The sequence below is a fragment of the Glutamicibacter sp. FBE19 genome (genome assembly GCF_015524875.1).
GTDB classification, from domain to species: domain Bacteria; phylum Actinomycetota; class Actinomycetes; order Actinomycetales; family Micrococcaceae; genus Glutamicibacter; species Glutamicibacter halophytocola.
Window position 1 is genome coordinate 83,144 of sequence record NZ_JACKQN010000002.1, and the last position, 22,848, is coordinate 105,991.

Sequence of the window (22,848 nt, forward strand, 5' to 3'; positions counted from 1 at the left end):
AGAAGACCCAAGCTGCCGAGCAACTTGAACAGACCTCGGCCCAGAAGCCAATCGACCACCTCTCGGCAACCGGACGCTCCGGCGGCGTGCTGCAGAACCTGATGCACGGGCCAGCAGGGCGGAGCCTCGGCCTGGTTGTCGCCTTGGTCGTGCTGGTACTGATCGGCCTGGTCACCAGCGGTGATCGTTTCACGTCTTCGGAGAACATGCTTGTCATCCTGCGGCACGCTTCGATCATCGGAGTGTTGAGCATCGGCGTCACCTTTGTCATCACCGCTGGCGGCATCGATTTGTCGGTCGGATCCGTCTTGGGGCTGACCTCCGTGGTCGGCAGCTTGACGGCGGTCCAGGCTGCCGCGTCCGAGTCCACCTGGCTGCTGATGGTTGTCGTTTCGCTGCTCGTGGGCGCCGTGGCCGGCCTGATCAACGGCGTCATCATCGCCTACGGCAACGTGGTGGCGTTCATTGCCACCCTGGCCACGCTGGTGGCAGCCCGCGGGCTGGCCGAAATCATCTCGGAACGCCGGACCCTGCTGGTAACCAATACCGGCTTCACCAAGTTCATGCGCGCCGACTTCCTGGGAGTGCCGGTACTCGTGTGGATCTTCGCCTTGGCCGCGGCCGCCGGGTGGTTCTTGCTGAACCGGACCACCTTCGGACGCCGCACGGTAGCCATCGGCGGAAACCTCGAGGCGTCGCGCCTGGCCGGTATCAAGGTCAAGCGGCACATCGTCTCGCTTTACGTACTGGTCGGCATCGCCGCAGGCATTGCCGGGCTGATGATGATGGGACGCACGACCTCCGGGACCTCGACCCATGGCTATCTCTACGAGCTGGACGCAATTGCCGCGGTCGTTGTCGGCGGAACGCTGCTGGTCGGCGGCCGAGGAACCATCATGGGCACCGTTCTCGGCGTCCTGATCTTCAGCACCCTGACCAACGTGTTCACCCAGAACAACATGGACACCTCGGTCCAGGCACTGGCCAAGGGCGCGATCATCGTGCTGGCCGTCCTGCTGCAGCAGCGCTTCGCCTCCGGCAAAATGCGCAAGGCCAAAAAGCAACCTCTCAAGGCCTAGGAGCCACGCGTGGATCTCGATGTTGGCCTGGCGCTGGTCGAGCAGCGGCTGCACCGATTTTTCATGGAATCGAAACTTCGTGCAGCCGCTCAGGGGCCAAGCTACCTGCAACTGTGGGAAGCGCTCGAACGAACCTCGCGTGGAGGCTCCCGCTCCCGTCCACGCCTAGTGCTCCTTGCCTATTCCGGCCTCGGTGGCACTGCAGCCACCGAGGCGACCGGGGTGGCAGCCGCCTTCGAGCTGCTGCATAACGCCCTGCTGGTCCACGATGACGTCATCGACCGGGACCTACTGCGCCGCGGCGCGCCCAATGTCGCGGCCACCTACAGGAACGCAGCCCTGCAACGAGGTGCCAGCCCCGTCGCGGCCGATCATGCCGGGGCCTGCGCTGCAATCCTCGCCGGCGACCTGGCCCTGGCCGGCGTCTACCAGGTGATCCGGTCCTTGCCGGTCCCCGAGGCCCTCCACCGCGAGCTGCACTGCGTTGTGGACCAGGCGATTTTCGCTTCGGTGGGAGGCGAGTTATTCGATATTGAATCCAGCCTCGGACAGGACATGCCGCCGCTGGAAGAAATCTTGAACACTGCGCGCCACAAGACTTCCGCCTATTCATTCGAAGCCCCGCTGCACGCCGGAGCGATACTGGCTGGAGCCCCCGAACAGGCGAGATCCGCGCTGGCATCTTTTGGCCGGTTCGCCGGCATCGCCTATCAGATTGCCGACGATGTGCTGGGCGTGTTCGGCGAGCAAAGCCAAACCGGCAAATCCCGCTGGGGTGATCTGCGCGAAGGCAAGCGGACCATCCTGCTCTCCTACGCTGCGACCCAGCCACAGTGGGACAGCGTCGCCGGGCTCATTGGCACACCGCAAATGACTGCATCTGAAGCAGAAAAAATCCGCGCCATGCTTATTGCCTGCGGCGCCAAGGACTACGCCATCGCCTCAGCGGTTCAGCATGCCGAAAAAGCGCTGGGCTGCTTGGCCATTGACGAAATTCCCGATCGCCTGCGCGAGCGCCTGGGCAGCCTGCTCATGGCATCAGTCAATCGCGTCCACCTGTCCGCAACTGCAGTCTGAACCGCCGAGAGCACGAGCGTATTTATCGCTTTGGTGCAGATACGATGGTGGTGGGAGCAGGCGCAAAGGTCCTGCCAAGAAGGGACCATCCGGACGTGGAAAGCAATTCGAGGAAACCTGCGAGTGCCCGTGCAAGCGGTGCTGGGCTCGGCAGCAATCGCGACACTACCCGGCAGCATAATCTCTCCACCGTCTTGACACTGGTGCACTGCTCCGCGGGAATCTCCCGTGCTGAACTGACTCGGCTCACTGGCCTGAACCGCTCGACCATCGCCGCGCTCGTTGGCGAATTGGCGCAGCTGGGATTGGTACTTGAAAACGAACCGGATCAACGACAGCAGCACGGCCGCCCTTCCATCATGATCAGCCCCGGCCCCGGCGTGCTCGCCTTGGCCGTGAATCCTGATCTGGACGCCGTGAATGTCGCCTTGGTGGCCCTGGGCGGAAGCATCGTGAACCCGGTGCGCTTCCACACTGTTGCTCCCCCATCCACCGCCGAAGTAGTGAATATCGTTTCGGCAATCTACACCGGCATGGCCACGTCCTTGCCCGAGAATCGTCGAGTCGTCGGCGTCGGTGTTGCCGTGCCCGGTCTGGTGGATCCGGCCGACGGAACCGTTATCGAAGCCCCGCAGCTGGGATGGCAAGAAGAGCCCTTGGCCGCGCAGCTGTCCGCTGCGCTCAACCTGCCCGTCACATGCGCCAATGACGCAATTGTCGGGGCACGCGCGCAAGCAGCCTTCGGCGCGGGCCGCGACGTCTCGGATTTTGTATACCTCTACGGCGGCGCCAGCGGCATCGCAGGCGGCATCCTCAGCGGCGGCCAATTGCTGCAGGGGGCTACTGGTTTTGCCGGCCAGATCGGCCACCTTCTGGTACGCACCGATGGCGCCAGTTGTTCGTGCGGTTCTGCAGGCTGCCTGGAAGCAGAAGTGACCCGCGAGGAACTTCTGCGCGCGACCGGGGTTCCATCCGGACAAGCCGAAGATCTCGAATCCACGGTTCTCGGGCTCTTTGAATCGGGCAACGCCCCGGAAGCGCTGCTTGAAATTCTCCAAAGGCAGTCCCGCCTCCTGGCCGTAGCGCTGCGGGCCCTGGTGCATCAGATGAACCCATCGGTGTTTGTGCTCGGTGGATTCCTGCGCATCTTGGCCAGGACGATGCCCGCGCTGCTCGAAGACGCCGTCCGTGTCGGCGGGGCACGTTCAGCGCGGGAACAAGTTGCCATCGAGCTGGCGCCATTGGGTGACGATCCGGTTTTGGTCGGAGCGGCCGAGCTGGCGTTCACCGAGCTGCTGGCTGATCCAGCCCGCGTGCTTGGCACGGCATCACCGGCGCCCATCGATTCCTGAACTGCCAGCGCTGGACTAAAAACTCGCAGGCTGTATTGCACAGGCCAAAAAGGCGGTTGGCCCCTTCCCATCAGGGAACGGGCCAACCGCCTTTTGCCTGGATCAGCCAATTTGCTTCTAGTTGCTGGCCGCTTCCAGAACCACTTCGGCGGTACCGGTGAGCGGCTTCGAGCCGCCGTCGCCCTGGTCCGTGTACGTGGCATTGAATACTGCAGAAAGATCATCTACTGCAGGGTCGTGGCCCTCTGGCACCGTGGTGACGAAGGAGCCGGTGCAGCCCTTGGTTGTGGTCTGCGGATGTCCGTGGGTATGGTGGCCCAGGATGTAGCTCACTTCCACCAGCGAGCAATCAACTGGCTGGTCATCGGTAACCTTGACTTCGTAGCTGACGGTATCGCCAAATTGGAAGGCCTGGCCCGAAACCGGGGTGATGAACTCGATGACCGGCTGCTGGTTGCCCACTTCAATTTCTACTTCGGCTGAAGAATGGCGCCCGCGATGCTTGCCACCGAAGTCGGTTACGGTCAGCGTGGCAGTGTACTTGCCGTCTTCCTGGTAGGTGTAGGCCGGGGATGCCTCGGTGGAATCCACAACGCCATCGGAATCGAAGTCCCAGGCGTACCGCAGCTTGTCGTTGTCAGCGTCGGCGGTGCCTTCGCTGGAGAATTCAACAGTCAGCGGCGAAGTGCCAACAGTAGGCGTTCCCGAGGCCACTGCGACGGGACTGTGGTTGCCGCCCTCACCGATATAGTCGATGCGCGCGACCTGGGCATCCTCGTTTTCGCCGAAGTAGCCGTCGCCGTATTCGAGGATATACAGTGCACCGTTCGGGCCGAATTCCATATCGATCGGGTTGTCGGTCACAATCGAGGAAATCACGTTCTCGATGGAAACTAGTGAACCATCTTCAACCGTCATGCCCTTGATGTAGTCGCGAGTCCACTCGTAGAAGAGCGCTTTTCCGTCGAAGTAGGATGGCCAAGCCACCGGGCGTGGTCCGCGGGTTGCTTCTGCGTTGAATTCATAAGCTGGCCCTGCCATGGGGCCGATGCCTCCGGTGCCAAGCTCTGGGAACTGCTCCGACTGGCCGTAGGTGTACCAGAGGTCTGCAGTGGCCACGGGTGGCAGCTGCGTCAGGCCGGTATTGTTCGGTGACTCATTCACCGGTGCAGCGCAGTTGAATTTCTCGCCGGAAACGCCGGTGACAAAGTCATAGTCGTTGTACGGGAGGCTTTCGGTGGCGCAGTATGGCCATCCATAGTTGGCCGGTTCCGTGGCGATGAGCCACTTGCCGGTTCCGGCAGGTCCCCGGTCAGGGTTTGCGCTCCTGGCATCGGGCGAATAGTCGCCAACGTAAAGCTCTCCGGTGCTCTGATTGACGTCGATGCGGAATGGGTTGCGCAGGCCCATCAGGTAAATCTCCGGGCGGGCACCGTCGGTGCCTTCGTCGAACAGGTTGCCTTCGGGGATGGTGTAGCCGCCGCCATCCTTCGGGGTGATGCGCAGTACCTTGCCGCGCAAGTCGTTGGTGTTTGCCGCAGTGCGCTGGGCGTCGAAGCCCGGGTTAGATGCCGGGTTCTCGTCGATCGGAGTGTAGCCGCCGGACACGAACGGGTTGGTGTCATCGCCGGTCGAAAGGTACAGGTTGCCCTGGGCGTCGAAGACGATATCGCCACCGACGTGGCAGCACAGGCCGCGGGTTGCCGCGACATCGATGATCTGCTGTTCGCTGTCCAGATCGATCGAGGTGCCATCGAATTGGAACCGCGACAGCCGGCTGACGCCGTTGAAGGGCTCAAAGTCCGCTGCGGTGCCGCTGGTTGGCGCGTCGCCCTCGTTGATATCCGTGGTTTCAGGATCGTCGACCGGGGTGTTCATCGGCGGTGCGTAGTACAGATAAACCCAGTTGTTGCCATCGGTACCGAACTTGGGGTCCAAGGCGATGCTCTGCAATCCCTCTTCGTCGTGGCGGTATACGTCCAATTCGGCTGCCAAGGAGTTGACGCCGCTGGTGGCATCATTGAGCCACACTTCGCCACTGCGGGTGGTGTGCAGGACACTCCCATCGGGCAGGACTGCGAGATCCATCGGCTCGCCAGGAGTGTCATTGAGCGTTACCTTCTGGAAGGCCGAGTCCGCTGGCACAACCGGCACCGGGGACTTGGGCTGGGCAGAAGCCGGCACGCCGGCCAGGGCCGAGGCAAGCACAGCTGCTGTAGCAAGCCCGGCGCTCGCGCGCATCATATGTCGTTTGGAAAAGTGCGCGGAAACCACGCCGTGCGGAGCTCTGTCCGCGTTCCCTGTTCGGTTGACTTTCATGGTTCACTTCCTTGTCGCCATTGATTCGGAGCTGGTCGAATCGGGTCAATTGGAACGTTAGTGGCTTGTCTCACAATTTGCTAGTGGTTTCACAAAACAAAATCAGAAAAATCTAATATTTCCACTCATCCACATCTGCTAGATTACGCACAAAATCAAGGTCAAGAGGCAACCTTGACCTTGATTTTATTTTGTTGCATCAAACGCCAAAATACGTGTTGGTGGATATCAAACCGATGAAGCCACCGACGATTCGAGGCCCTGCGCGTGCAGGACCAGCGACTTCACCGACGCTGCCGGCACGGCTCGGCCCGACTCCAAAAGGGCCGAAATCTCGGTTGACACCGAGACATCCGAGCAGAGGATCAATGGCATATCCTGGGCAGATTCCGCCAGGCGCCCATGTGTGCCTTTTACGCAGGAAGGATCCAGCGGAACGGTGCTCATGGCATACCGCAAGCCCGCTTTCTTCTTGAGCAGGTTTACACCTGCCTTGGCCTTCGCCCAACGATCAGCTGGGTCAAAGAACAGCTCAGCCGGGTCGTAGCCTGGCTTGCGATGGATATCCACCCCGCGGGCATATTCTGGCGCGCGCGAGTCGTCCAGCCAGAAATAATAGGTGAACCACGCACCGGGTTCAGCCACAACAACCAGTTCCCCGGAGCGCTGGTGATCCAGCCCGTACCGGGCCTGCGCCTCCCGATCAAGCACTTCGTCAACCCCGTACAAGGCACGCAATATCGCCGCCACTCGTCCGATGTCGGCCTCGTTCTTCACGTAAACATGGGCGACTTGATGATCCGCGACGGCGAATGCCCTTGAGGTCCAGGGGTCCAGCTGCTCGCGTCCGTCTTGAACGTAGACTTCGAGCAGGCCCTCGCGCCGAAGCTCCCGATTGATGTCCACCGGCGTATGCGCATCTTCGATGCCGTATTCAGCGACCACCATCACGGTGTAGCCATCCGCTTCGGCCTCATCAATCAATGGGGCCAGTTCGGCATCCAGTTCGGCCGCCGCAGCGTCCGCCTTTGCCGAGCGCGGGCCGAAACGCTGCAGGTCATAATCCAGGTGCGGAAGGTAGGCAGTCACCAGGTGCGGTGCACGGGTACGAATTACATGCCTGGTCGAGTTGATGATCCATCGGCTGGAGGCTATGGACGCGGTCGGACCCCAATATTGGAACAGCGGGAATTCACCATGGGCATCGACCAATTCATCATGCAGCTCGGGCGGCCGCATGTATGCGTCAGGGGATTTGCGCCCGTCAGCATGATAGATAGGTCGCGGAGTCACGGTCAGGTCGGTGCTCATTCCCATCGCGTACCACCAGCAGATATTCGCCGAGGTGTAATCGGGTTTCTGCAGCCGGGCAGTCTCCCAAATGCTTTCGCCAGCCACCAGGCGATTGTGCTGGCGCCACAGGTGCACCTCCCCCAATTCCCTGAAATACCAGCCGTTGCCAACAATTCCATGCTCGGCCGGAGACAGGCCGGTCAGCATGGTCGCCTGGGCCGAGCAGGTGACGGCAGGCAAAACGGTGCCCAGCTTTGCCGACCAGCCTTGGTTGGCCAATTTCGCAAGCCGCGGCATGCGCGCCAGCGCCCGGGACGTCAATCCGACGACGTTAAGTAGCAGTACGGGTTTCACATTGCTCCTGTACAAAATTGGTAGGACGTACTCGATGCCATCAGTGGCACTATTCAGCTCGCATGCACCGGAGCCATCAGATTCTCTTCAGCCCATACCAGTTCGGCGGCGATTCCGTCGACGATGCCGACTTCCTCGGCATTGCCATGCTGCGGAAGCACGCTCCAGGTATAGGTTTCGACATCCAAATGAACCTCGTCCGCATAGGGAAGCTTGCCTGCCTCGCTCACCGTCGCTTGCAATACATCGGTGGTCGTTTGCAAGGGAGCGGCCGGAACATGGTGCAAAGGAATATGGAAGTGCACCCGCCACGGACCTGAACCAGGCAGTTCGGCGAGCGCGGTGTCCAGGTCATCGGCCGGAATCACTCCTGCAGCCGAGGATTCGCGCACCTGGTGCAGGTATTTCGGTTCAACAAAACTTTCCAGCGCGGCACGTGCCGTGCGGTCCTTCGGGTCGAGCACGTGCAGAGCTGCCGAAGCCTGGACCTTGACGACTCGCAAGCCCGCATTCTGGATCTGCGCGATGGCTCCGGCAGGATCAGCGAACGAGACAGCCAGGTGGCAGGTGTCAACGCAAACCCCGACAAACTCCGGATCGATTCCCCGTTCCAGCCGGGCACCGAGCCATTGGACAATGTCGCTGATGGTGTCGAGCACGCATCCCGGCTCTGGCTCGATGGCCACCCGCACAGTGCGGCCGGTACGTTCCTTGAGCTCGCGAAGCCCCTGGCTCAACTGCGCAAAAGCGTTGGTCGCTGCCTGGTCCTGGGCTTCATCCCATGGGTCGCGCCAAGCCAGCGGAAGCGTGGAAATCGATCCGACTTCCCCTTCCGGCAGCAGATCCGCGAGGATCTGCGCGCAGCGCAGCGTATATTCCAAGCGCGCTGGCTCGGCCCACGTAGGCAGATACACTGCATGCTTGACAACTTCATCGTGGAATCCGCCGTAGGGAAAAGCATTGATGGTGTGCAGCTGCAGGCCCTCAGCCTCTAGCACTTCGCGCAGGGCCTGGCGGTCCTGCTCGCTAGCTGCCAATCTCGTGGCCAGCACGGAGGGGATCCACAGCCCAACGCCGAGGACCTGCAGGCCGGCTCGACGCCGGATATTGCCGGCGTAGTGGCGCAACTGGGTGATGACGCCTTCCAAATCCTCTGCGGGATGGACGTTGGTGCAGTAGGACAGTCTCATGAGACTCTCTCCCCTCGTAGTACGGAATTCCCCTCAAAGCCAGCAGCAGGGTCAGGGAAAGCACTGCTTTCGAATCCGGGAATAGGATCAAGGATCAATTGGCCGCTTTGCCCGTAGAACTCCACCGGATTGCGCCATAGGACCTGGTCCACATCGTCTTCGCTGAATCCAGCGGCCAGCATCGCTTCTGCTGTGCGCCTGGTCTTTAATGGATCAGACCGTCCCCAGTCGGCAGCCGAGTTCACCAGGATGCGCTCGGTTCCATAGCGCTGCAGCAAGTCGACCATGCGCCGTTCATCCATCTTTGTGTCCGGGTATATGGAGAAGCCCATCCAGGAACCAGCCTCCTTGACCATTTCGATATTGGTTTCGTTGAGGTGATCCACCAGCACGGTGCCGGCTGCGATCCCGGATTCGCGCACCACATCCAGGGTGCGCCGGGTTCCGGCGAGCTTCTCGCGGTGCGGCGTGTGCACCAGGACCGGCAAGTCGTACTCGCGGGCCAATTGCAGCTGGGTCGCAAAGGCATGGTCCTCGGCGGGTGTCATGGAGTCGTAGCCGATTTCTCCGACCGCGACGGCACCCTCCTTCACCAGGTAGCGAGGCAGCTCCTCGAGCACGGGTACGCAACGAGGGTCGTTGGCTTCCTTGGGATTCAAGGCAATCGTGGCATGATGCCGAATTCCGAATTGGGCGGCCCTGAACCGTTCCCACCCGAGCAATGAGTCAAAATAATCCAAGAACGACTCAACGCTGGTGCGCGGCTGCCCCAGCCAGAACGCCGGTTCAACCAGAGCACGCACCCCCGAAGCAAACATTGCTTCATAGTCATTGGTGGTGCGGCTGCTCATGTGGATATGAGGGTCAAAGATGCGCATGCTTATCCTTCTTAGGGTCGTGAGGTGTGGCTGGCCAGGTCCTGAAGCAAGCCAACGTCTGTGGGAACAGGTCGGTGGGCGGCGCGGCGCTCTGCTGCGAAGTCCTCGGCCATTCGGGCTAGTTCAGCATCAGCACGGATTGACAGGTCGCTGACCGCGCTCAGGCTCACGCCCATGAAGATGAGCTTGAGCACCGCATGGCGCCAGGCATGCTGGTCAAGGTGCGATGCCGCAAAGGGTCCAACAGCCGCGGCAACCAGCGAGGTCTCGTTGGTGCGCAAGGCATCAGAGGTGAGTTCCAGCCCCGTGGCAATGATTCGGCCGTCCAGCTCGGGCATCGATTGCGCAAGCAAATTGATGCCACGCAATACGCCCCTTCGTTCAGCCGAATCTCCTCGGTAGTACAAATCCCTAATTTCCAGGGCGAATGGCCCGGGCTCTTGAATTCGGGACAGTTCACGGATCAGCCGGGCACGGGCCGTGTCATCCGCAGTCCCGTATAGGACCCCAGCGGGGTCGGCCTGCGGGGAATTTGGCGCCCTGCCCACACGGCGTCCGGCACTGGCGAAAATCCGAGGCAATGCGCTGGCATTTTCGGCCACAGCCGACAGGCATTCGCGCAGCCAAGCTTCGATTGTCCTTTGTGCTTCCGAAGCAGCCCATGCCTCGCGCAGGGCGGCCATGCTATCCAGGGCCAAAGCCGGCGCATCCCATGAATGGCGTGGCAATTCCACGGCAGCTATGCCCCGGTAATCCATATCGGCCAAGGTGTTCAGTGCCGCGGACAGGTCGACGATGCCCTGCCCAAACGGAAGGTGCTCGTGGGCGTGCGCCATCATGTCATCAAGCTGTACATTGGCCAGCAATTCCCCTGCTTGGCGCAATGCCGCTTCCACCCCATGCGGCTCAACCACGACGCAGTGCCCAATATCCACGGTGACGCGCAATCCCTGCGGGTTCCCCAACTCGGTGCGCAGTCGCAACGCGTCGGCCACGGTTTCCACGAGCATCCCCGGCTCAGGTTCGATGCTGAGCAGCACGCCGTTCGAAGCGGCATAGTCGACCAGCTGGCCAACGCGCGCAATCAAGCGCTGCCAGCCAAGTTGCGTCGATGTCCCTTCCGGCAGGATCCCCGAGAAAAAAGATACGCACTCGGCGTCCAAAGCTGCCGCGATGTCAATGGCGCGGCGCAGGAATTCAAGGCGGACTTCGGCATGTTCTTCAACAAGCGCCGGGCGATGCTTGTGCCGGGCATCAAGCAGGAACCGGGTTCCTGTTTCGATGACGACTCGCATTTGGTGTTTCTCAAGCAGGCTGCGGATTTCTGCGACCTGGTTTTGCACGTCCGGGGCAAACGGGTCCAGATGCGGGTGCCCCAAAGTCAAGGCCACCGCGGTGTAGCCCTGCTCAGCCAGCAGCCGCACCGCCACTGGCAACGGATGATCCGCCCAGCCGTTGGTTCCGTAGCCGATTGCGAAAGGAAAGTCCTGGGCTGGTTGTTGTTCAGCTGCGCTCATGATTCGCTGATCCTCTTCACTCTGCTGCCCGAACGCAGCACCTTGCCGACTACGTCCAGGGAACCGATAATCGCTCCGGCGACTGGACTGCCATGGCTTAGCGCCAACGCTGCCTGCAGCGGGATCATCGACCGGATGCCCGCTTTGGTGGCGTCCAAGGCGTTGCCCGCGCTCGGCTCGTGGATGGCACGCCATTGAGCTGAGCCGCAGCGGCTGGCATAGACCGCAATGGCTGCCGTGGTCGTGGCCAGGTGCCGAATCAGGATGCTGGCCTCGGAAGAAGTTCTCCCAGGCTTCTGGGCACCGGCGAGCGCTGCTCCAGCTAGCACACCGGCTGACACTACGACCGTGGTTGCTGTGGCGCCGGAGGCCACCGCGACGCTGGTGCCGCTGACTTCGCCGCGTGATAGAGCCGTGACGGCCACGGTATGTCCGCCCATGATCGCGGCCGCTGGCAATGCGGTGCGAACGCGATCCGATCCTGCCCCCATTAAGACGTCTAATGCCCGGCACAGCCCCATGGACAAGGCACCGGTCACCGGGTTCCGTTTAGCTACAAGGTCATAGGCCCAGATCGAGGCAGCCAAGGGCAGGCCGAGCGCTACCGCGCTTCGCCCGCCGCCGAAAGCGCTCAGGCCCAGGCCGGCCGCGGTAAGTCCCGCAGCAGTGGCCAAGGCTGCGCCGGGTGCTACCCGCCCTGAGGGAATGGGCCGCTCTGGTCGTTCAACGGCATCAAGGTCACGGTCGGCGTAGTCGTTGAGAGCCATCCCCGCTGCGTACAGGCAGGCACTGGCCAAGGGCAGTGCAATCCTTCGCCCAAACGGGGAACGATTTGCCGCGGCACCGCCGGCGAGGGTATCCCCTATTACGGTTAATACGGCTGGGGCACGCAGCAATTCCAGGTAGTCATTTGTACGGCTCATCGGGCTGCGGCACCCTGCGAAATGCGGCCGTCTGGCATGTGGGTCATGGCGGAAACCCGTGCACCTGCCTGCTGTGCCCAGTCCAAGAGAAGCCGGCTTTGCTCGGCAAAGGCATGCTCATCGCTGCCCCATGGATCCTTGAAGAAGAACCCGAGCTGGCCGACCTGCCCCTGTTGCCCAGCGGCATCGGCCAGGCCCATGAGCCTGGCGAGATCGAGGATCATCGGGGCTGCCAGCATTGAATCGTAAGCGCTCCACGTGGTCTGCAAGGTCAGACGGGATCCGAGGAATCCTTCCACATTAATGTGGTCCCAAGCGACTTTGGTTTCCCCGAGGTCCGGGACGTTGTCAATATGCAAAGGCGTAGTTGCGGCATTGGTTAGGGACTGGAGGCCACGGTTCTTGGATTGGAGCTTACCTGCCACAGCCTGCGGGTCAGCCAAAGTGGCGCCGTCTCCTCCTCCGAGCAAATTGGCACCAGCCCATGACAGGACCCGCAATCCGCGCGCGGCCAAGCCTGGCGCCAGTACCGAGCGCAGCCAGGTCTGCCCGGTTTTGCCATCCTGGCCCGCAGTTGGAATACCGCGCTCGGCGGCGAGCTGCGCCAGTGCCGGGATGTTCAGGGCAGGCGAGGGCGTGAAGCAGATATATGGCGCTTCGGCGAGAATCGCTGCATAGGCGCTGAGCGAGCTAGGGGGAAGGATCTCTTGTGCCGGATCCTCAAGAGCCGCCATGAGCAGGTCCAGATCATCAAATTCGGGCAGATGATCAATCGGTGCTTCCGTCGAGGACACATCGATCACAACTACCCGATCCAAGCCATGGCCATTCCGGAATTGGCGGATGTCTTCGGCAAGGCGGCGTGCTATCTCGGCCTGCGGTACACCCTCAGCGCCCGGAAAGTATCCGGGCCGGACCCGGGAATCGGCGTCTTCCAATTCGGCCTGAATGGCCTGAACCAAATGTTGCGGCAACATTCCGGTGCTGACCAAGTGCTCTGCTCGCTTGGCTATCGAAACGTCGCTAATATCATGACCGCCAATGACCAGGTCAGAGAATCTAGGTAGTGGAATAGTTGAAAATTCGTCCTGGCTGGTCACGCAGCCGACGGCCGGTGCCAGCCCAGCGCAGATCGCAGCGAGTCCGGTCGTGGCAGTGGTCGCCACGGATCCGCGGGCGCCGATGAGCCACAAGCCCACTCGGCCTACTTTGGATTCCCCTCGATCATGCTCTGGTGTGGCCATGGTTTCATCGAAAGTGCTGCCAGCTGGCATATCCACGTCTTTGTCCTTTCAGCTGTGGTGTATCGAGCACACGTGCTCTGTAATGGTGCTCAAGCGCTATGTTGTTGGAATTCTGAATTCAGCAGGTGTAGCAACTGAGGAATTCGAAGCTGTCACGCGCGAATTCCGCAGTGGATGGCGCAAGATCGCGTTCCACAATGAAGTACTTGACCTGTTTTTGGGCGGCGTCGAGAATCGGTGTCCACTCAAGTTCCCCTTCGCCCAAGTCAGTTGGAACCGCTCGCTCGTCGCCATTGAGGAAACCGTCTTTGACGTGCAATAGTTCAACCCTTTCGCCGTAGTCGCTCAAAAGCTGAACAACATCGACTCCCGCATCCGCTGCCCAGAGGACATCAAGTTCAAACGTCACGTATCTGGGGTCGGTGAACTCGGCCAGCAATTCCCACGCGCTGGTGAGCTCCCCCGTCCGAGGATGCGGAAACTGGCGAGTGAATTCCCCTTGATGGTTATGAACAAAGATTTTTCCCGTACCGGAATTTTTCGACTTTTCGCCCAAGCGATTGAGGGTTCTCGCAGTTTCGAGAGTGTCACGGAGCGTAGCTGTTCCAGGTGAGGCTGAGCCCCCTGACCCCGTGTACCGCTGCCCCACGGTTTTGGCGAAATCTATAGTCTCTGCGAAAGTTTTCTCGTCTGTGCTTCCATGAGCTGTTGGCGCATTTAGTCCGTGCCGTTCAAGAAGTTCGGAGAATTCCTTGGCTGTGCGGCCTTCGTAGCTTCCGTCAAAGGGCTCGACGTTTTCATATCCAATGGCGGCCAGCTCAGCAAAGATCTTCTCAGTGCCGATGACGTTCCCCCAGTTCGAATAGCTGAACATTTGGATCGAAATCTTATTTGCAGGTATGCCGCGCCCTTGGCAGTGATCGCTCCCTGCATTATCTGCAGCTCGATGGCGGCTCTCCGATTGGGTCGCACCATTTAGCGTGCCAGTCGCCAGCGTCAGCACAGCCACAGCACCCAGCGCGCGCAACGGCAACTGTTTCTTAGGTGTTGCCCGCGGGCGATTGGCCATGAGCTCCTCCTCGAGTGGTGGCGTGAAACGGCACTGGTCAGACGCGGTGTGCGATCGCAACAAGACGAATGAGATGCCGGTCACATGAACCTAGCACGGCTAATGACGACATTCAACGGATCTATGAAATTCACCGATATATGTCAGTGGAATTAGAGCTTTCTTTTGTTGCCAGACGCGGTAGTTGAGTTAACTCTCAACATATTGATGAAATCAAAAGCACTGCAGCAATGCACTCATCGTTGTTGATTCATCCAACAAAATGCTCGATACGACACCCTTTCTCGGTGGTAGCGCGTTCTGTCGATTTGTATGTTGTAATTAGTCGATGAATGACATAAGTAATTTCAGTGGCCTTAGCGGCTCCGGCGCCAGTGAACTTTTCCAAATCCTTCGAGACGGACGACCGCGAACCCGCACCGAATTGGCCGACCTCATGGGCCTGGCTCGCTCAACCATCACGTTGCGCATCGAAGCGCTAATGGACCTGGGGCTCGTTGGGTACGTGGATGACGCCATTTCCACCGGCGGTCGCCCTTCAACCCGCATTGCCCTCAAGGCCGGGAGCAAGGTCGTCCTTGGAATCGATATCGGCGCTTCTCACGTTCGAGTTGCCCTGACCGACCTGCTTGGGCACCGCCTGAAAGAGAACAGCCAGAGTATCGAAGTTTCCAAAGGGCCAGATGTCGTCTTGGAGTGTGCGGTCAACCTGGGCAAGGAGCTCCTCGAGTCAACCAATCATTCCCTGAGCGATCTGCTATCGGTGGGAGTTGGCGTGCCCGGACCCGTCGAGCATCGCACCGGTCGCCCATTCAACCCACCCATCATGCCTGGCTGGAACGGGTTTGACGTCCCCGGGCTTCTAAAAGATCACTTCAACGTTCCCGTTCTCGTGGATAACGATGTAAATATCATGGCCCTCGGCGAACGCAACGCCTCTTGGCCAGATGTAGACAACATGCTGTTCGTAAAAATCGCCACAGGCATTGGCTCAGGGATCATTTCAAACGGAAGACTGCAGCGTGGCGCAGACGGCGTCGCCGGGGATATCGGGCACATAAGAGTTCACAATGGCACCGGCACCCCTTGCCATTGCGGGAATCTGGACTGTCTGGAGGCAGTCGCCTCCGGACCGGCAGTCGCCAAAAAGTTGCGCGCCCTTGGACACGAGGCCAACAGCAGCGAGGACGTTATTGCCTTGGTCAGTTCCGGCAATGCGGAAGCCGTACACGCTGTCCGACAAGCAGGTCGAGACGTTGGCGAAGTCCTCTCCGCCTGCGTGAGCCTCATAAACCCCTCCGTCATTGTGATCGGAGGCTCCATGACCCTGACCGGCGAGCACTTCATTGCAGGCATCCGCGAAGTCGTGTACTCCCGCGCCATACCCGTCGCAACCCAGCACCTGCGAATCGTCCAGTCCGGATCGGGATTGGATGCGGGAGTGCTTGGAGCAAGCATGCTCGCCATCCACCACGCCATGTCACCAAAACATATTGATGCGTTGGTCAATGGCCTTAAGAGCGACTAAAGATGTCGCTTCGTCGACCTTTTGTCGATTTCCGACAACTTTTGCTTGACAGACAACAAAGTCCGAAAATAGTGTTGTGTCCGTCACATAACCAAAGCGCTGATGCTTCATGCATCTAGCGTTTGTCGCACGCTAGAAAGGCATCACTATGTGCTTCGGATTCAATGCTCCAGCCGCCCTCAAACGCTCGCTGGAGCAAAAAGAAGTCGGCCGACGAGGCTTCCTCAGTGGTGCCGCCGCTCTGGGCGCCACCATCGGACTGGCCGGAATGGGCGTTGCCCCAGCCATGGCGGCTCCAGCCGGCGTCCGCCCGGTGCCACCGGGACTGATCAGCATCCAGTTGTACACCCTTCGCTCGATCATGAACGGTGACGGAGTGGACCAAACCCTGGCCGCGCTGGCCAACTACGGTTACAGCAAGGTGGAATTGGCCGGCTTCTACGGACGCACCGCCGAGCAATTGCGTGCAACCCTCGATTCATTCGGCATCACCCCTTCCTCCAGCCACTCCGGACTCAGCGATTCACCCGCAGCCTTGGAAACCAAGCTGGCCGACGCGGTCACGCTGGGCCAAACCCACATCAACGTGCCCTACCTCGTCTCCAGCAACGGTGACGACTGGCGCCGCTGGGCTGACCAGATGAACGAAGAAGCAGCGGCAGCCAACGCTGCCGGTCTGAAGTACGGCTACCACAATCACGCCCACGAGTTCACGACGGATCTGGGCAACGGCGAAACCCCGTGGGACATTTTCACCAGCCGCTTGGATCCACGTCTCGTCCATCTCGAAGTTGACCTTTACTGGGCCGTCACCGGCGGCGTGGGTGTTGGCGCCGCGGATCCAATCCAGTTCGCCATCGACACCATCCAGCAGGCACCACAGAAGACCCTGCAGTACCATGTCAAGGACCGCGACGCAGCTGGTGACTTCGCAGACCTCGGTACCGGAGCCATCGATTTCTCGCGCATCTTCGCGGCCCACCGCCCGAAGGAATTCATCGTGGAGAATGACCGTCCGGACGTCACCCCGCTGCAGACTGCAGAGGTAGGCTTCAACTACCTGCGAAAGCTGCGTTTCTAGCCCGAGCTGAGCACGCGGTACAACGCAGCAAAGCTTCAAGAGATAAAAGTGCCGTGGCCAGACACGGCGGGTTCTAACGGTAGTCGCAACTCCTGATTGTTCAGGGTGTTGCGACGACCGCTAGAACCCGCCCACCATTTGGTGTCTGGCCACGGCACTTCTATCTCAAATCTCGCCCTGATCCACTTTCAAGGCGCAAATCGACGCGATCTACTTGCTGACTTTTTCGTCCTGAAGCCAGTAGCCGATTGCGGTGCGCATGGATTTGCGAGCGCGTGTCTTATCGCCACAGGCTTCATAGGCCAAGGCCAGCCGGTACCAGGACTTCCAAGATTCTGGATTTTCTTCCACGTCGTGCTGGTGAAGAGGAAAATCCTCATCGGCGGCTGCACGAACGAATCGACCCGAAGGCGTGCGAGGCAGATCCAGCGGGAGCTCGCCCGACGCAGCCAAGGACTTGCCCATCTTCTCCGTGCGAAGCCCGAAGAGCACTTCTCGAATCAAGATCCACGTGCAGAATGCTGGAATCACCAGGATGGCCACGCCCATGATCTGGGCGATCAGCGTGCCGGTGCTCATGAAGCGCACTGCTTGGGTGAAAGTCATCCCAATGTACAGGGCAAAGAGCAGAAGGATTCCGGCAACCCAAAGTTTGGTCTTCACTGGCCAAGCTCCAGGTAGCCATCCAGGCCATAGGTCAGGCCCGGGCGTGATGCCACGGTGCGCAAGCCCAGCAAAACGCCTGGCATGAACGAAGCACGGTCAAATGAATCATGGCGCAAGGTGAACTGCTCGCCGGGGCCACCCAAGAGAACTTCTTGATGAGCCACGAGCCCGCGAAGACGCACCGAGTGAACGTGGATTCCGTCAACCACGGAACCCCGTGCCCCTTCCAGCTGGGTTTCCGTCGCGTCGGGGCTGGCTGGCACGCCAGCAGCCTCGCGGGACTTGGCAACCAGTTCTGCGGTGCGCACGGCAGTGCCGCTCGGAGCATCGACCTTGTTAGGGTGGTGCAATTCGATAATTTCCACTGATTCAAAGTACTTTGCAGCAGTTGCCGCAAACGCGCTGGCCAAGACCGATCCCAAGGCGAAGTTAGGAGCAATCAAGACGCCAGCTTCCGGGTGATTGTCCAGAAGCGAGACAAGTTCGGCGCGACGATCATCGTCCCAGCCCGTCGTTCCCACCACTGCGTGAAGACCGTTTTCCACTGCAAACCGGACGTTGGCTTCTGTGGCTGCCGGAACCGAAAGGTCAACCACGTGGGTTGCTCCTGCTTCGAGAATCTGGGCGAGGTTGTCGCCTCGACCCAAGCTGGCCACCAATTCCATATCGGAAGCTTCGGAAACAGCTTTAACCGCTTCGGCTCCCATCCGTCCGGCCGCGCCGAGCACGGCTACCTTGATCTGTGCACTCATGGAGTTAAGCCTATCGTTCCGACAGGCCCCGACTTGCCAACGATGACGTGAAATCCGACCTGTTTGACCAGAGCATCCGGCCGGTGGTGAATGAATTATTTTGAATAGGTCATTGCGCTACGGCCAGTCCAGCTTGTATTGCCCTGCGACACGGGGAAAAATAAGTCCCAGGAGTCTCCAAATAGATAGCAGGGCCATGGGTCAGAAAATTGGGCGTTTCAGTCTGGGCATCAGTGTCATGCTTGCCGTCAGTTTTGCAGTCACGTCGTGTGGTTCGCAGACCGAACCCATTTCCTTATCAGACCAGGAATTAGCAGACGTTGTTAATGCCGTTCAGGATGACGGCACCGTAATTGACTCTGCTTCTTGCCAGGTAGAGGTCTTCCGGATCGATGGCTCAACGACATACGGCTGGGCCACCTGCGCTCCTTCAAGTGAAACCGCTTCGGATGCCGGCGCCCAGGCAGATGCCTTCCCATTCCGCCTTGACGGCCAAGACCTGCGCCGTCCGGATGAAGGCAAGAACTACCAGAAGGATATTGACGAACTCTTCCCCGAAGATTTGCGCTCAGCTATCAGCCAGCACACCACGGGGATGGCCAAGTAACACCCCGTCATCGGCCAGCCCTGCCATTTCCCAAGCTGGGCGCCACAATACCTATCGTTTTTAAGCGCACGTTTGGCGCAAGGAAAGGCCACCGTGCGCCACGAATATTTCGGGCAATTGCCTGAAACTCTAAAAACCCGCCTGTCTGTCCGCGTAGCTGGGCACGGACCAGATGTCGTTCTCATTCACGGGTTGGGCGCTTCCAGCCGCTACTTCACTCCCCTGGCCAACATCCTGGCCAAAAAGTATCGCGTCATCGTTCCGGAGCTCCCCGGACACGGCAAGAACCTGGATGATGGCCGTCCGGTAACAGTGCCGCGCTTTGCCCACGAGATCGCGCTGGCCTTGCGCGAGTTAAAGGTGGAGAGCGCCATCGTGCTGGGTCATTCCATGGGTGCCCAGGTTTCCATCGAGCTCGCACGCACGTGGCCGTCTCTGGTCAAACACCTTGTCATTGCCGCGCCGGCTGTTAATGACCGCGAGGCGACGCTGTTTCGCCAGGCGCGTCGGCTGATTCAGGACTTTCCCCATGAACTGAATTCTGTCAAAGCCATCCTGATGGTCGATTACCTTCGCTGTGGAATCCCGTGGTGGGCCAAAAGCTGCGAGCAAATGCTGGATTACTCCACCGTCGAATTGCTCAAAACCGTCCGTTGCCCCGTTGATGTTGTCTGCGGAACGCGTGACCCGCTCTCCCCTCCTGAATTCGGCCTTCGCCTGAGCGCAGGCATTGATCACGCGAAGCTCACGATCATGCAGCAAGGAGCCCACGGCTTCAATTTCTCCCATGCTCCGGAGCTGGCAGCATTGATTGATGCCGCCAGATAAACGGCGAGGATCCTTAAACTGAAAACCATGGCATCCCTTCATGGAATGCCACGGTTTCCCGATGCTCGCTTAAAGTCCCAGCGCTGCTTCGTTTTCGAACGGCCCGACCACGGTAATGACCCGATCTTGGGCCGCCAATTCCCGGGCAAGTTCTTGAACCTGCTTGATGGTCACAGAGTTGACTCGGTCAAGGGCTTCATCGATGTCCTGGAACTCCCCAGTCACCATTTCTGCCCGTCCAAGCCGCGACATGCGGCTTCCTGGATCCTCGAGGGCTAGCACGGTGCCTCCGGCCAGCTGCCCCTTGGCCTGGGCGAGTTCCTGCTCTGTAATGCCGTGGCTTGCAAGCCGGTCAAGCTCGGCACCGAGCAAGGCAATGACCTCGGCCGCCTTGGAAGGCGCGCAGCCTGCATACATGCCGAAGTAGCCAGCATCGGTATAGGCTGCGGAGAACGAATACGTGGAGTAAACCAATCCGCGCTTCTCCCGGATTTCCTGGAATAGGCGTGAGCTCATCCCGCCACCGAGTACGGCGTTGAGCACAGCCAGCACCTGGCGACGGTCATCATGTCCGGTGATGCCAACGCAACCCATGATGATATTCGCCTGCTCAACCGGGCGATTGATAACTTCGATGCCCGCCTTGGACGATATCTGGGCCGGTTCTCCTCCACGACGCGGCTGGGGCACCGCTAGCGGATCAAGATCCCACCCTGCCTCGGCTAGCGCTTTAAGAACCATCGAGCACAGCTGGTCATGTTCCAGTGAACCTGCAGCGGTAATGATCAGTTCGCTGGGGCGATAGTGGGCGCGATAGTGTTCCATCACCGCTTCGCGGCTGATCTTGTTAATCTCCTCCGGAGTGCCGCCGATTGGGCGTCCCAACGGGTGGTCTCCCAGTACCCGGGCGACAAAACGCTCGTGGGCCACATCCGTGGCATCGTCAGCGTCCATCGCGAGTTCTTCGATGATCACGCCGCGTTCCTGCTCCAGCTCCTGCGGGTCGATGACCGCAGATGTCACCATATCGGCAATGACATCCAACGCCATCGGCAAGTCGGTATCAAGCACGCGGGCGTAGTAGCAGGTCGATTCCTTGGCGGTAGCCGCATTCGACTCGCCACCCACCGCGTCAAAGGACTGCGCAATTTCCAAGGCCGAACGCTTCTTGGTTCCCTTGAACAACAAGTGCTCGAGGAAGTGGGTTGAGCCGTAGTGGCCGGCCTCCTCATCGCGGGAGCCTACTGGCACCCAAAAACCGACGGTCGTGGAGCGCTGTCCTGGCATGGCCTCGGTCAGGACGCGGACGCCCCCTGGCAAGATGCTGCGCCGGACTTCAGAGCCGCCTTCGCCGCGGTGGACCAGGGTGGGGTCCGCCGGATCGATCGGAGAGAACTGTGTCGTCTCCACCGAATGTAACGGCAATGGAATCATGGCCACGAAATACGTCCTTAGTTCTTCGGGGTTGAGCCGCTATTGGGCTCGGAACATTGTCCTCATTCTCCCACAGAACCGTTGCCGCAAGGCAACAGCCCAGTTTGCCGAAGAGGTTGGAATCTCGGGTCAATATGCGCCCGGCGAACTGCGGTTCAAGGCTTTTCGTGCCTCCCAGAATTCAGCCAAATCCTTGCTCGATTTGAGGTTTCTGCCCGTCAGCTGTTCGATCCGGCCGATTCGATAGCCAAGAGTTTGCCGGTGGGTGCCTAGCCGGGCCGACGCGGCGTTCCAGTTGCGGTTCTCATCCAGATAAGCGCAGAGCGTATCCATGAGTGCCTGCTTGGAGGCACGCGCCTGTTGAAGGGGGCCGAGAATGCGTCAGGCAATCTCCTTGGCTTGGCTCCCGGAGCGCGGGACGATGGCGTCATAGCCGGCAACGCCGGTATTAGTTCCGCCCCGCTTCAAGGGCCTACTGTGCCCGTCGGTCCGCACCGAGCACCTTTAAAGCGGGCAATTGTTTGAAGCTTGATGGACCGTTGTGTCCACAGTCAGCCAACGGTGATCAAAGTTCTAGGATTCATCGAGGTATCCGCGTTTTGCGGCATCAGCGCACACCGGGGTTGCGCGTTCGGAATCTACCGATGAACATGCCAAGTAGACGGAATTTGCTGCTTCTTCGAGGCTCAGTTCCTCGTATCCCACCGAACCCGGGTTGTACGAAACCGCTGTGCTCCATTCATCCAGATCCTTGCAATCTTTCAGGCCCTTGGTTTCGGCCTCCTGGATTTTGGATTCCGAAGCATCAGGGTCCGCCCAAGCTTCGTTTTGCTGTTGGATGGCCTTTTGGCAGGCGTCGCCAATCGTGGTTGTCCGCGCTGAGTCCAGATCAGCACATCCGCTGGTTGAACAAACAATGAAAGCTAGAACGGCGGCGGTGGAAATGGCTTTGCGCATATCAACCATGCTACCTAGGCCAGATATGGTTTTGCTGAGACCACCGTTATTGCTTCGCCAGCTTGTGCTTAATACGCAAGAGACCTCGCGCTTCGGTGTTGAAGCGCGAGGTCTCTTGTACCCGTTGGTTATTTAGGCGAGCTTGGAACGCTTAAAAGCGTCAAGGCTAATTCCCTGTTCCAAGATCACCTTGGCCCACTCGCGGGCCGAGTGCAGCGAGTGGTCACGGTAGTTGCCACAGCTCTTTGCCTCGGTGCCTGGGACGTCCTCCCAGGTAATGCGCTCGGCAATGTCCTCCAGGGAGCTTTTCACGGCAGCGGCAACCTCCGCGGGCTCTGGCTCGCCCCACAAAATCATGTGGAAGCCGGTGCGGCAGCCAAATGGCGAGAAATCAATCAGGCCGTCAATACGGGTGCGCAACAAGCCAGCCATCGTGTGCTCGATGGTGTGCAAACCAGCGGTTGGGATTTCGCCATGGTTAGGCTGCACAAAACGAATGTCATAGTTGGTGATGGCATCGCCCTTCGGACCACGCTCCACGCCAATCTTGCGTACATAAGGTGCCTTGACCTTGGTGTGGTCTAAGGCAAAGCTTTCAACTTCTGCAAGTTCGATATCACTCATGAATTAAGTGTATCGGTTGGGTCAACGGCGACTCGACGACTGTTAATGAGCCGTAACCGGTAGACTTCTTAGGACG

21 protein-coding genes are annotated in these 22,848 nt (G+C 59.8%); 7 read left to right on the plus strand and 14 right to left on the minus strand.

Translation table 11 applies throughout. The features are described 5' to 3' along the window. The first annotated feature begins 50 nt into the window (after positions 1-50). The 3 genes from H6F58_RS04025 (at position 51) to H6F58_RS04035 (ending at position 3,508) form a co-directional block, all read left to right on the plus strand. Entirely contained in the window at positions 51-1,079 is a 1,029-nt protein-coding gene (locus H6F58_RS04025) for an ABC transporter permease (protein ID WP_348536373.1), read from the plus strand. Positions 1,080-1,088: 9 nt separating this feature from the next. Then, positions 1,089-2,156, plus strand: a complete 1,068-nt coding sequence (locus tag H6F58_RS04030; RefSeq protein WP_195181155.1) for a polyprenyl synthetase family protein — start codon at positions 1,089-1,091, stop codon at positions 2,154-2,156. Positions 2,157-2,251: 95 nt separating this feature from the next. Further along, positions 2,252-3,508 (plus strand): ROK family protein, encoded by a 1,257-nt coding sequence (locus tag H6F58_RS04035; RefSeq protein ID WP_348536367.1) that lies wholly within the window; start codon positions 2,252-2,254, stop codon positions 3,506-3,508. 117 nt (positions 3,509-3,625) lie between these two features. On the opposite strand, the gene H6F58_RS04040 is transcribed toward H6F58_RS04035, so the two are convergent. From H6F58_RS04040 to H6F58_RS04075, 8 genes are all read right to left on the minus strand, one after another. Then, complete coding sequence (locus tag H6F58_RS04040) at positions 3,626-5,752, minus strand: PQQ-dependent sugar dehydrogenase (protein ID WP_206693455.1); 2,127 nt, start codon at positions 5,750-5,752, stop codon at positions 3,626-3,628. Between the two features lie 303 nt (positions 5,753-6,055). Then, a complete protein-coding gene (locus tag H6F58_RS04045) occupies positions 6,056-7,474 on the minus strand; it encodes a nucleotide pyrophosphatase/phosphodiesterase family protein (protein ID WP_146278042.1) in 1,419 nt (472 codons plus the stop codon). Between the two features lie 53 nt (positions 7,475-7,527). After that, positions 7,528-8,664, minus strand: coding sequence for a metabolite traffic protein EboE (gene eboE, locus H6F58_RS04050; RefSeq protein WP_195181157.1), 1,137 nt, complete (start codon positions 8,662-8,664; stop codon positions 7,528-7,530). After that, positions 8,661-9,542: a TatD family hydrolase gene (locus tag H6F58_RS04055; protein ID WP_195181158.1), complete on the minus strand. Its 882-nt coding sequence runs from the start codon at positions 9,540-9,542 to the stop codon at positions 8,661-8,663. The genes eboE and H6F58_RS04055 overlap by 4 nt, the downstream gene beginning before the upstream one ends. A gap of 11 nt (positions 9,543-9,553) precedes the next feature. Then, positions 9,554-11,059, minus strand: a complete 1,506-nt coding sequence (locus H6F58_RS04060) for an EboA domain-containing protein (RefSeq protein WP_195181159.1) — start codon at positions 11,057-11,059, stop codon at positions 9,554-9,556. Next, positions 11,056-11,982, minus strand: coding sequence for an SCO3242 family prenyltransferase (locus H6F58_RS04065; protein WP_195181160.1), 927 nt, complete (start codon positions 11,980-11,982; stop codon positions 11,056-11,058). The genes H6F58_RS04060 and H6F58_RS04065 overlap by 4 nt, the downstream gene beginning before the upstream one ends. Then, complete coding sequence (locus H6F58_RS04070; RefSeq protein ID WP_206693485.1) at positions 11,979-13,256, minus strand: inositol-3-phosphate synthase; 1,278 nt, start codon at positions 13,254-13,256, stop codon at positions 11,979-11,981. The genes H6F58_RS04065 and H6F58_RS04070 overlap by 4 nt, the downstream gene beginning before the upstream one ends. Before the next feature lie 88 nt (positions 13,257-13,344). After that, positions 13,345-14,295, minus strand: coding sequence for a sugar phosphate isomerase/epimerase (locus H6F58_RS04075; RefSeq protein ID WP_195181161.1), 951 nt, complete (start codon positions 14,293-14,295; stop codon positions 13,345-13,347). 328 nt (positions 14,296-14,623) lie between these two features. Here H6F58_RS04075 and H6F58_RS04080 point away from each other — a divergent pair, with 328 nt between their 5' ends. Both H6F58_RS04080 and H6F58_RS04085 read left to right on the plus strand, forming a co-directional pair. Continuing rightward, positions 14,624-15,823, plus strand: coding sequence for an ROK family transcriptional regulator (locus tag H6F58_RS04080; RefSeq protein WP_060701101.1), 1,200 nt, complete (start codon positions 14,624-14,626; stop codon positions 15,821-15,823). A 148-nt stretch (positions 15,824-15,971) separates the two neighbouring features. Further along, on the plus strand, positions 15,972-16,904 hold the full coding sequence (locus tag H6F58_RS04085; RefSeq protein ID WP_195181162.1) for a sugar phosphate isomerase/epimerase: 933 nt from the start codon (positions 15,972-15,974) through the stop codon (positions 16,902-16,904). A gap of 210 nt (positions 16,905-17,114) precedes the next feature. On the opposite strand, the gene H6F58_RS04090 is transcribed toward H6F58_RS04085, so the two are convergent. Together H6F58_RS04090 and dapB are read right to left on the minus strand one after the other, a co-directional pair. Beyond that, positions 17,115-17,567 carry a tetratricopeptide repeat protein gene (locus H6F58_RS04090; protein WP_195181163.1) on the minus strand — a complete coding sequence of 151 codons (453 nt, stop codon included), beginning with the start codon at positions 17,565-17,567 and terminating at the stop codon, positions 17,115-17,117. Beyond that, positions 17,564-18,322 carry a 4-hydroxy-tetrahydrodipicolinate reductase gene (dapB, locus tag H6F58_RS04095; protein WP_146278034.1) on the minus strand — a complete coding sequence of 253 codons (759 nt, stop codon included), beginning with the start codon at positions 18,320-18,322 and terminating at the stop codon, positions 17,564-17,566. The genes H6F58_RS04090 and dapB overlap by 4 nt, the downstream gene beginning before the upstream one ends. A gap of 196 nt (positions 18,323-18,518) precedes the next feature. On the opposite strand from dapB, the gene H6F58_RS04100 reads away from it, so the two are divergent. Both H6F58_RS04100 and H6F58_RS04105 read left to right on the plus strand, forming a co-directional pair. Further along, positions 18,519-18,929 (plus strand): hypothetical protein, encoded by a 411-nt coding sequence (locus H6F58_RS04100; RefSeq protein ID WP_146278033.1) that lies wholly within the window; start codon positions 18,519-18,521, stop codon positions 18,927-18,929. 93 nt (positions 18,930-19,022) lie between these two features. Continuing rightward, positions 19,023-19,757: an alpha/beta hydrolase gene (locus H6F58_RS04105; RefSeq protein ID WP_186468029.1), complete on the plus strand. Its 735-nt coding sequence runs from the start codon at positions 19,023-19,025 to the stop codon at positions 19,755-19,757. A gap of 69 nt (positions 19,758-19,826) precedes the next feature. Here H6F58_RS04105 and H6F58_RS04110 read toward each other — a convergent pair whose 3' ends face one another. From H6F58_RS04110 to H6F58_RS04125, 4 genes are all read right to left on the minus strand, one after another. Further along, positions 19,827-21,191 (minus strand): pitrilysin family protein, encoded by a 1,365-nt coding sequence (locus H6F58_RS04110; RefSeq protein WP_244652344.1) that lies wholly within the window; start codon positions 21,189-21,191, stop codon positions 19,827-19,829. 129 nt (positions 21,192-21,320) lie between these two features. Continuing rightward, positions 21,321-21,524, minus strand: coding sequence for a helix-turn-helix domain-containing protein (locus tag H6F58_RS04115; RefSeq protein WP_146278031.1), 204 nt, complete (start codon positions 21,522-21,524; stop codon positions 21,321-21,323). Positions 21,525-21,764: 240 nt separating this feature from the next. After that, entirely contained in the window at positions 21,765-22,148 is a 384-nt protein-coding gene (locus H6F58_RS04120; RefSeq protein WP_206693457.1) for a hypothetical protein, read from the minus strand. A 132-nt stretch (positions 22,149-22,280) separates the two neighbouring features. Next, entirely contained in the window at positions 22,281-22,772 is a 492-nt protein-coding gene (locus tag H6F58_RS04125) for an S-ribosylhomocysteine lyase (protein ID WP_022875897.1), read from the minus strand. Between the last annotated feature and the right edge of the window lie 76 nt (positions 22,773-22,848).

Bases quoted from the DNA above. Each gene is read 5' to 3' on its own strand.
- H6F58_RS04100 (WP_146278033.1), top strand. From the start codon at position 18,519: ATGGGTCAGAAAATTGGGCGTTTCAGTCTGGGCATCAGTGTCATGCTT.
- H6F58_RS04110 (WP_244652344.1), bottom strand. From the start codon at position 21,191: ATGATTCCATTGCCGTTACATTCGGTGGAGACGACACAGTTCTCTCCG.
- H6F58_RS04125 (WP_022875897.1), bottom strand. From the start codon at position 22,772: ATGAGTGATATCGAACTTGCAGAAGTTGAAAGCTTTGCCTTAGACCAC.
- H6F58_RS04060 (WP_195181159.1), bottom strand. From the start codon at position 11,059: ATGAGCGCAGCTGAACAACAACCAGCCCAGGACTTTCCTTTCGCAATC.
- H6F58_RS04075 (WP_195181161.1), bottom strand. From the start codon at position 14,295: ATGGCCAATCGCCCGCGGGCAACACCTAAGAAACAGTTGCCGTTGCGC.
- H6F58_RS04055 (WP_195181158.1), bottom strand. From the start codon at position 9,542: ATGCGCATCTTTGACCCTCATATCCACATGAGCAGCCGCACCACCAAT.
- H6F58_RS04040 (WP_206693455.1), bottom strand. From the start codon at position 5,752: ATGATGCGCGCGAGCGCCGGGCTTGCTACAGCAGCTGTGCTTGCCTCG.
- H6F58_RS04120 (WP_206693457.1), bottom strand. From the start codon at position 22,148: ATGCGCAAAGCCATTTCCACCGCCGCCGTTCTAGCTTTCATTGTTTGT.
- dapB (WP_146278034.1), bottom strand. From the start codon at position 18,322: ATGAGTGCACAGATCAAGGTAGCCGTGCTCGGCGCGGCCGGACGGATG.
- eboE (WP_195181157.1), bottom strand. From the start codon at position 8,664: ATGAGACTGTCCTACTGCACCAACGTCCATCCCGCAGAGGATTTGGAA.
- H6F58_RS04080 (WP_060701101.1), top strand. From the start codon at position 14,624: ATGAATGACATAAGTAATTTCAGTGGCCTTAGCGGCTCCGGCGCCAGT.
- H6F58_RS04085 (WP_195181162.1), top strand. From the start codon at position 15,972: ATGTGCTTCGGATTCAATGCTCCAGCCGCCCTCAAACGCTCGCTGGAG.
- H6F58_RS04065 (WP_195181160.1), bottom strand. From the start codon at position 11,982: ATGAGCCGTACAAATGACTACCTGGAATTGCTGCGTGCCCCAGCCGTA.
- H6F58_RS04070 (WP_206693485.1), bottom strand. From the start codon at position 13,256: ATGCCAGCTGGCAGCACTTTCGATGAAACCATGGCCACACCAGAGCAT.
- H6F58_RS04115 (WP_146278031.1), bottom strand. From the start codon at position 21,524: ATGGATACGCTCTGCGCTTATCTGGATGAGAACCGCAACTGGAACGCC.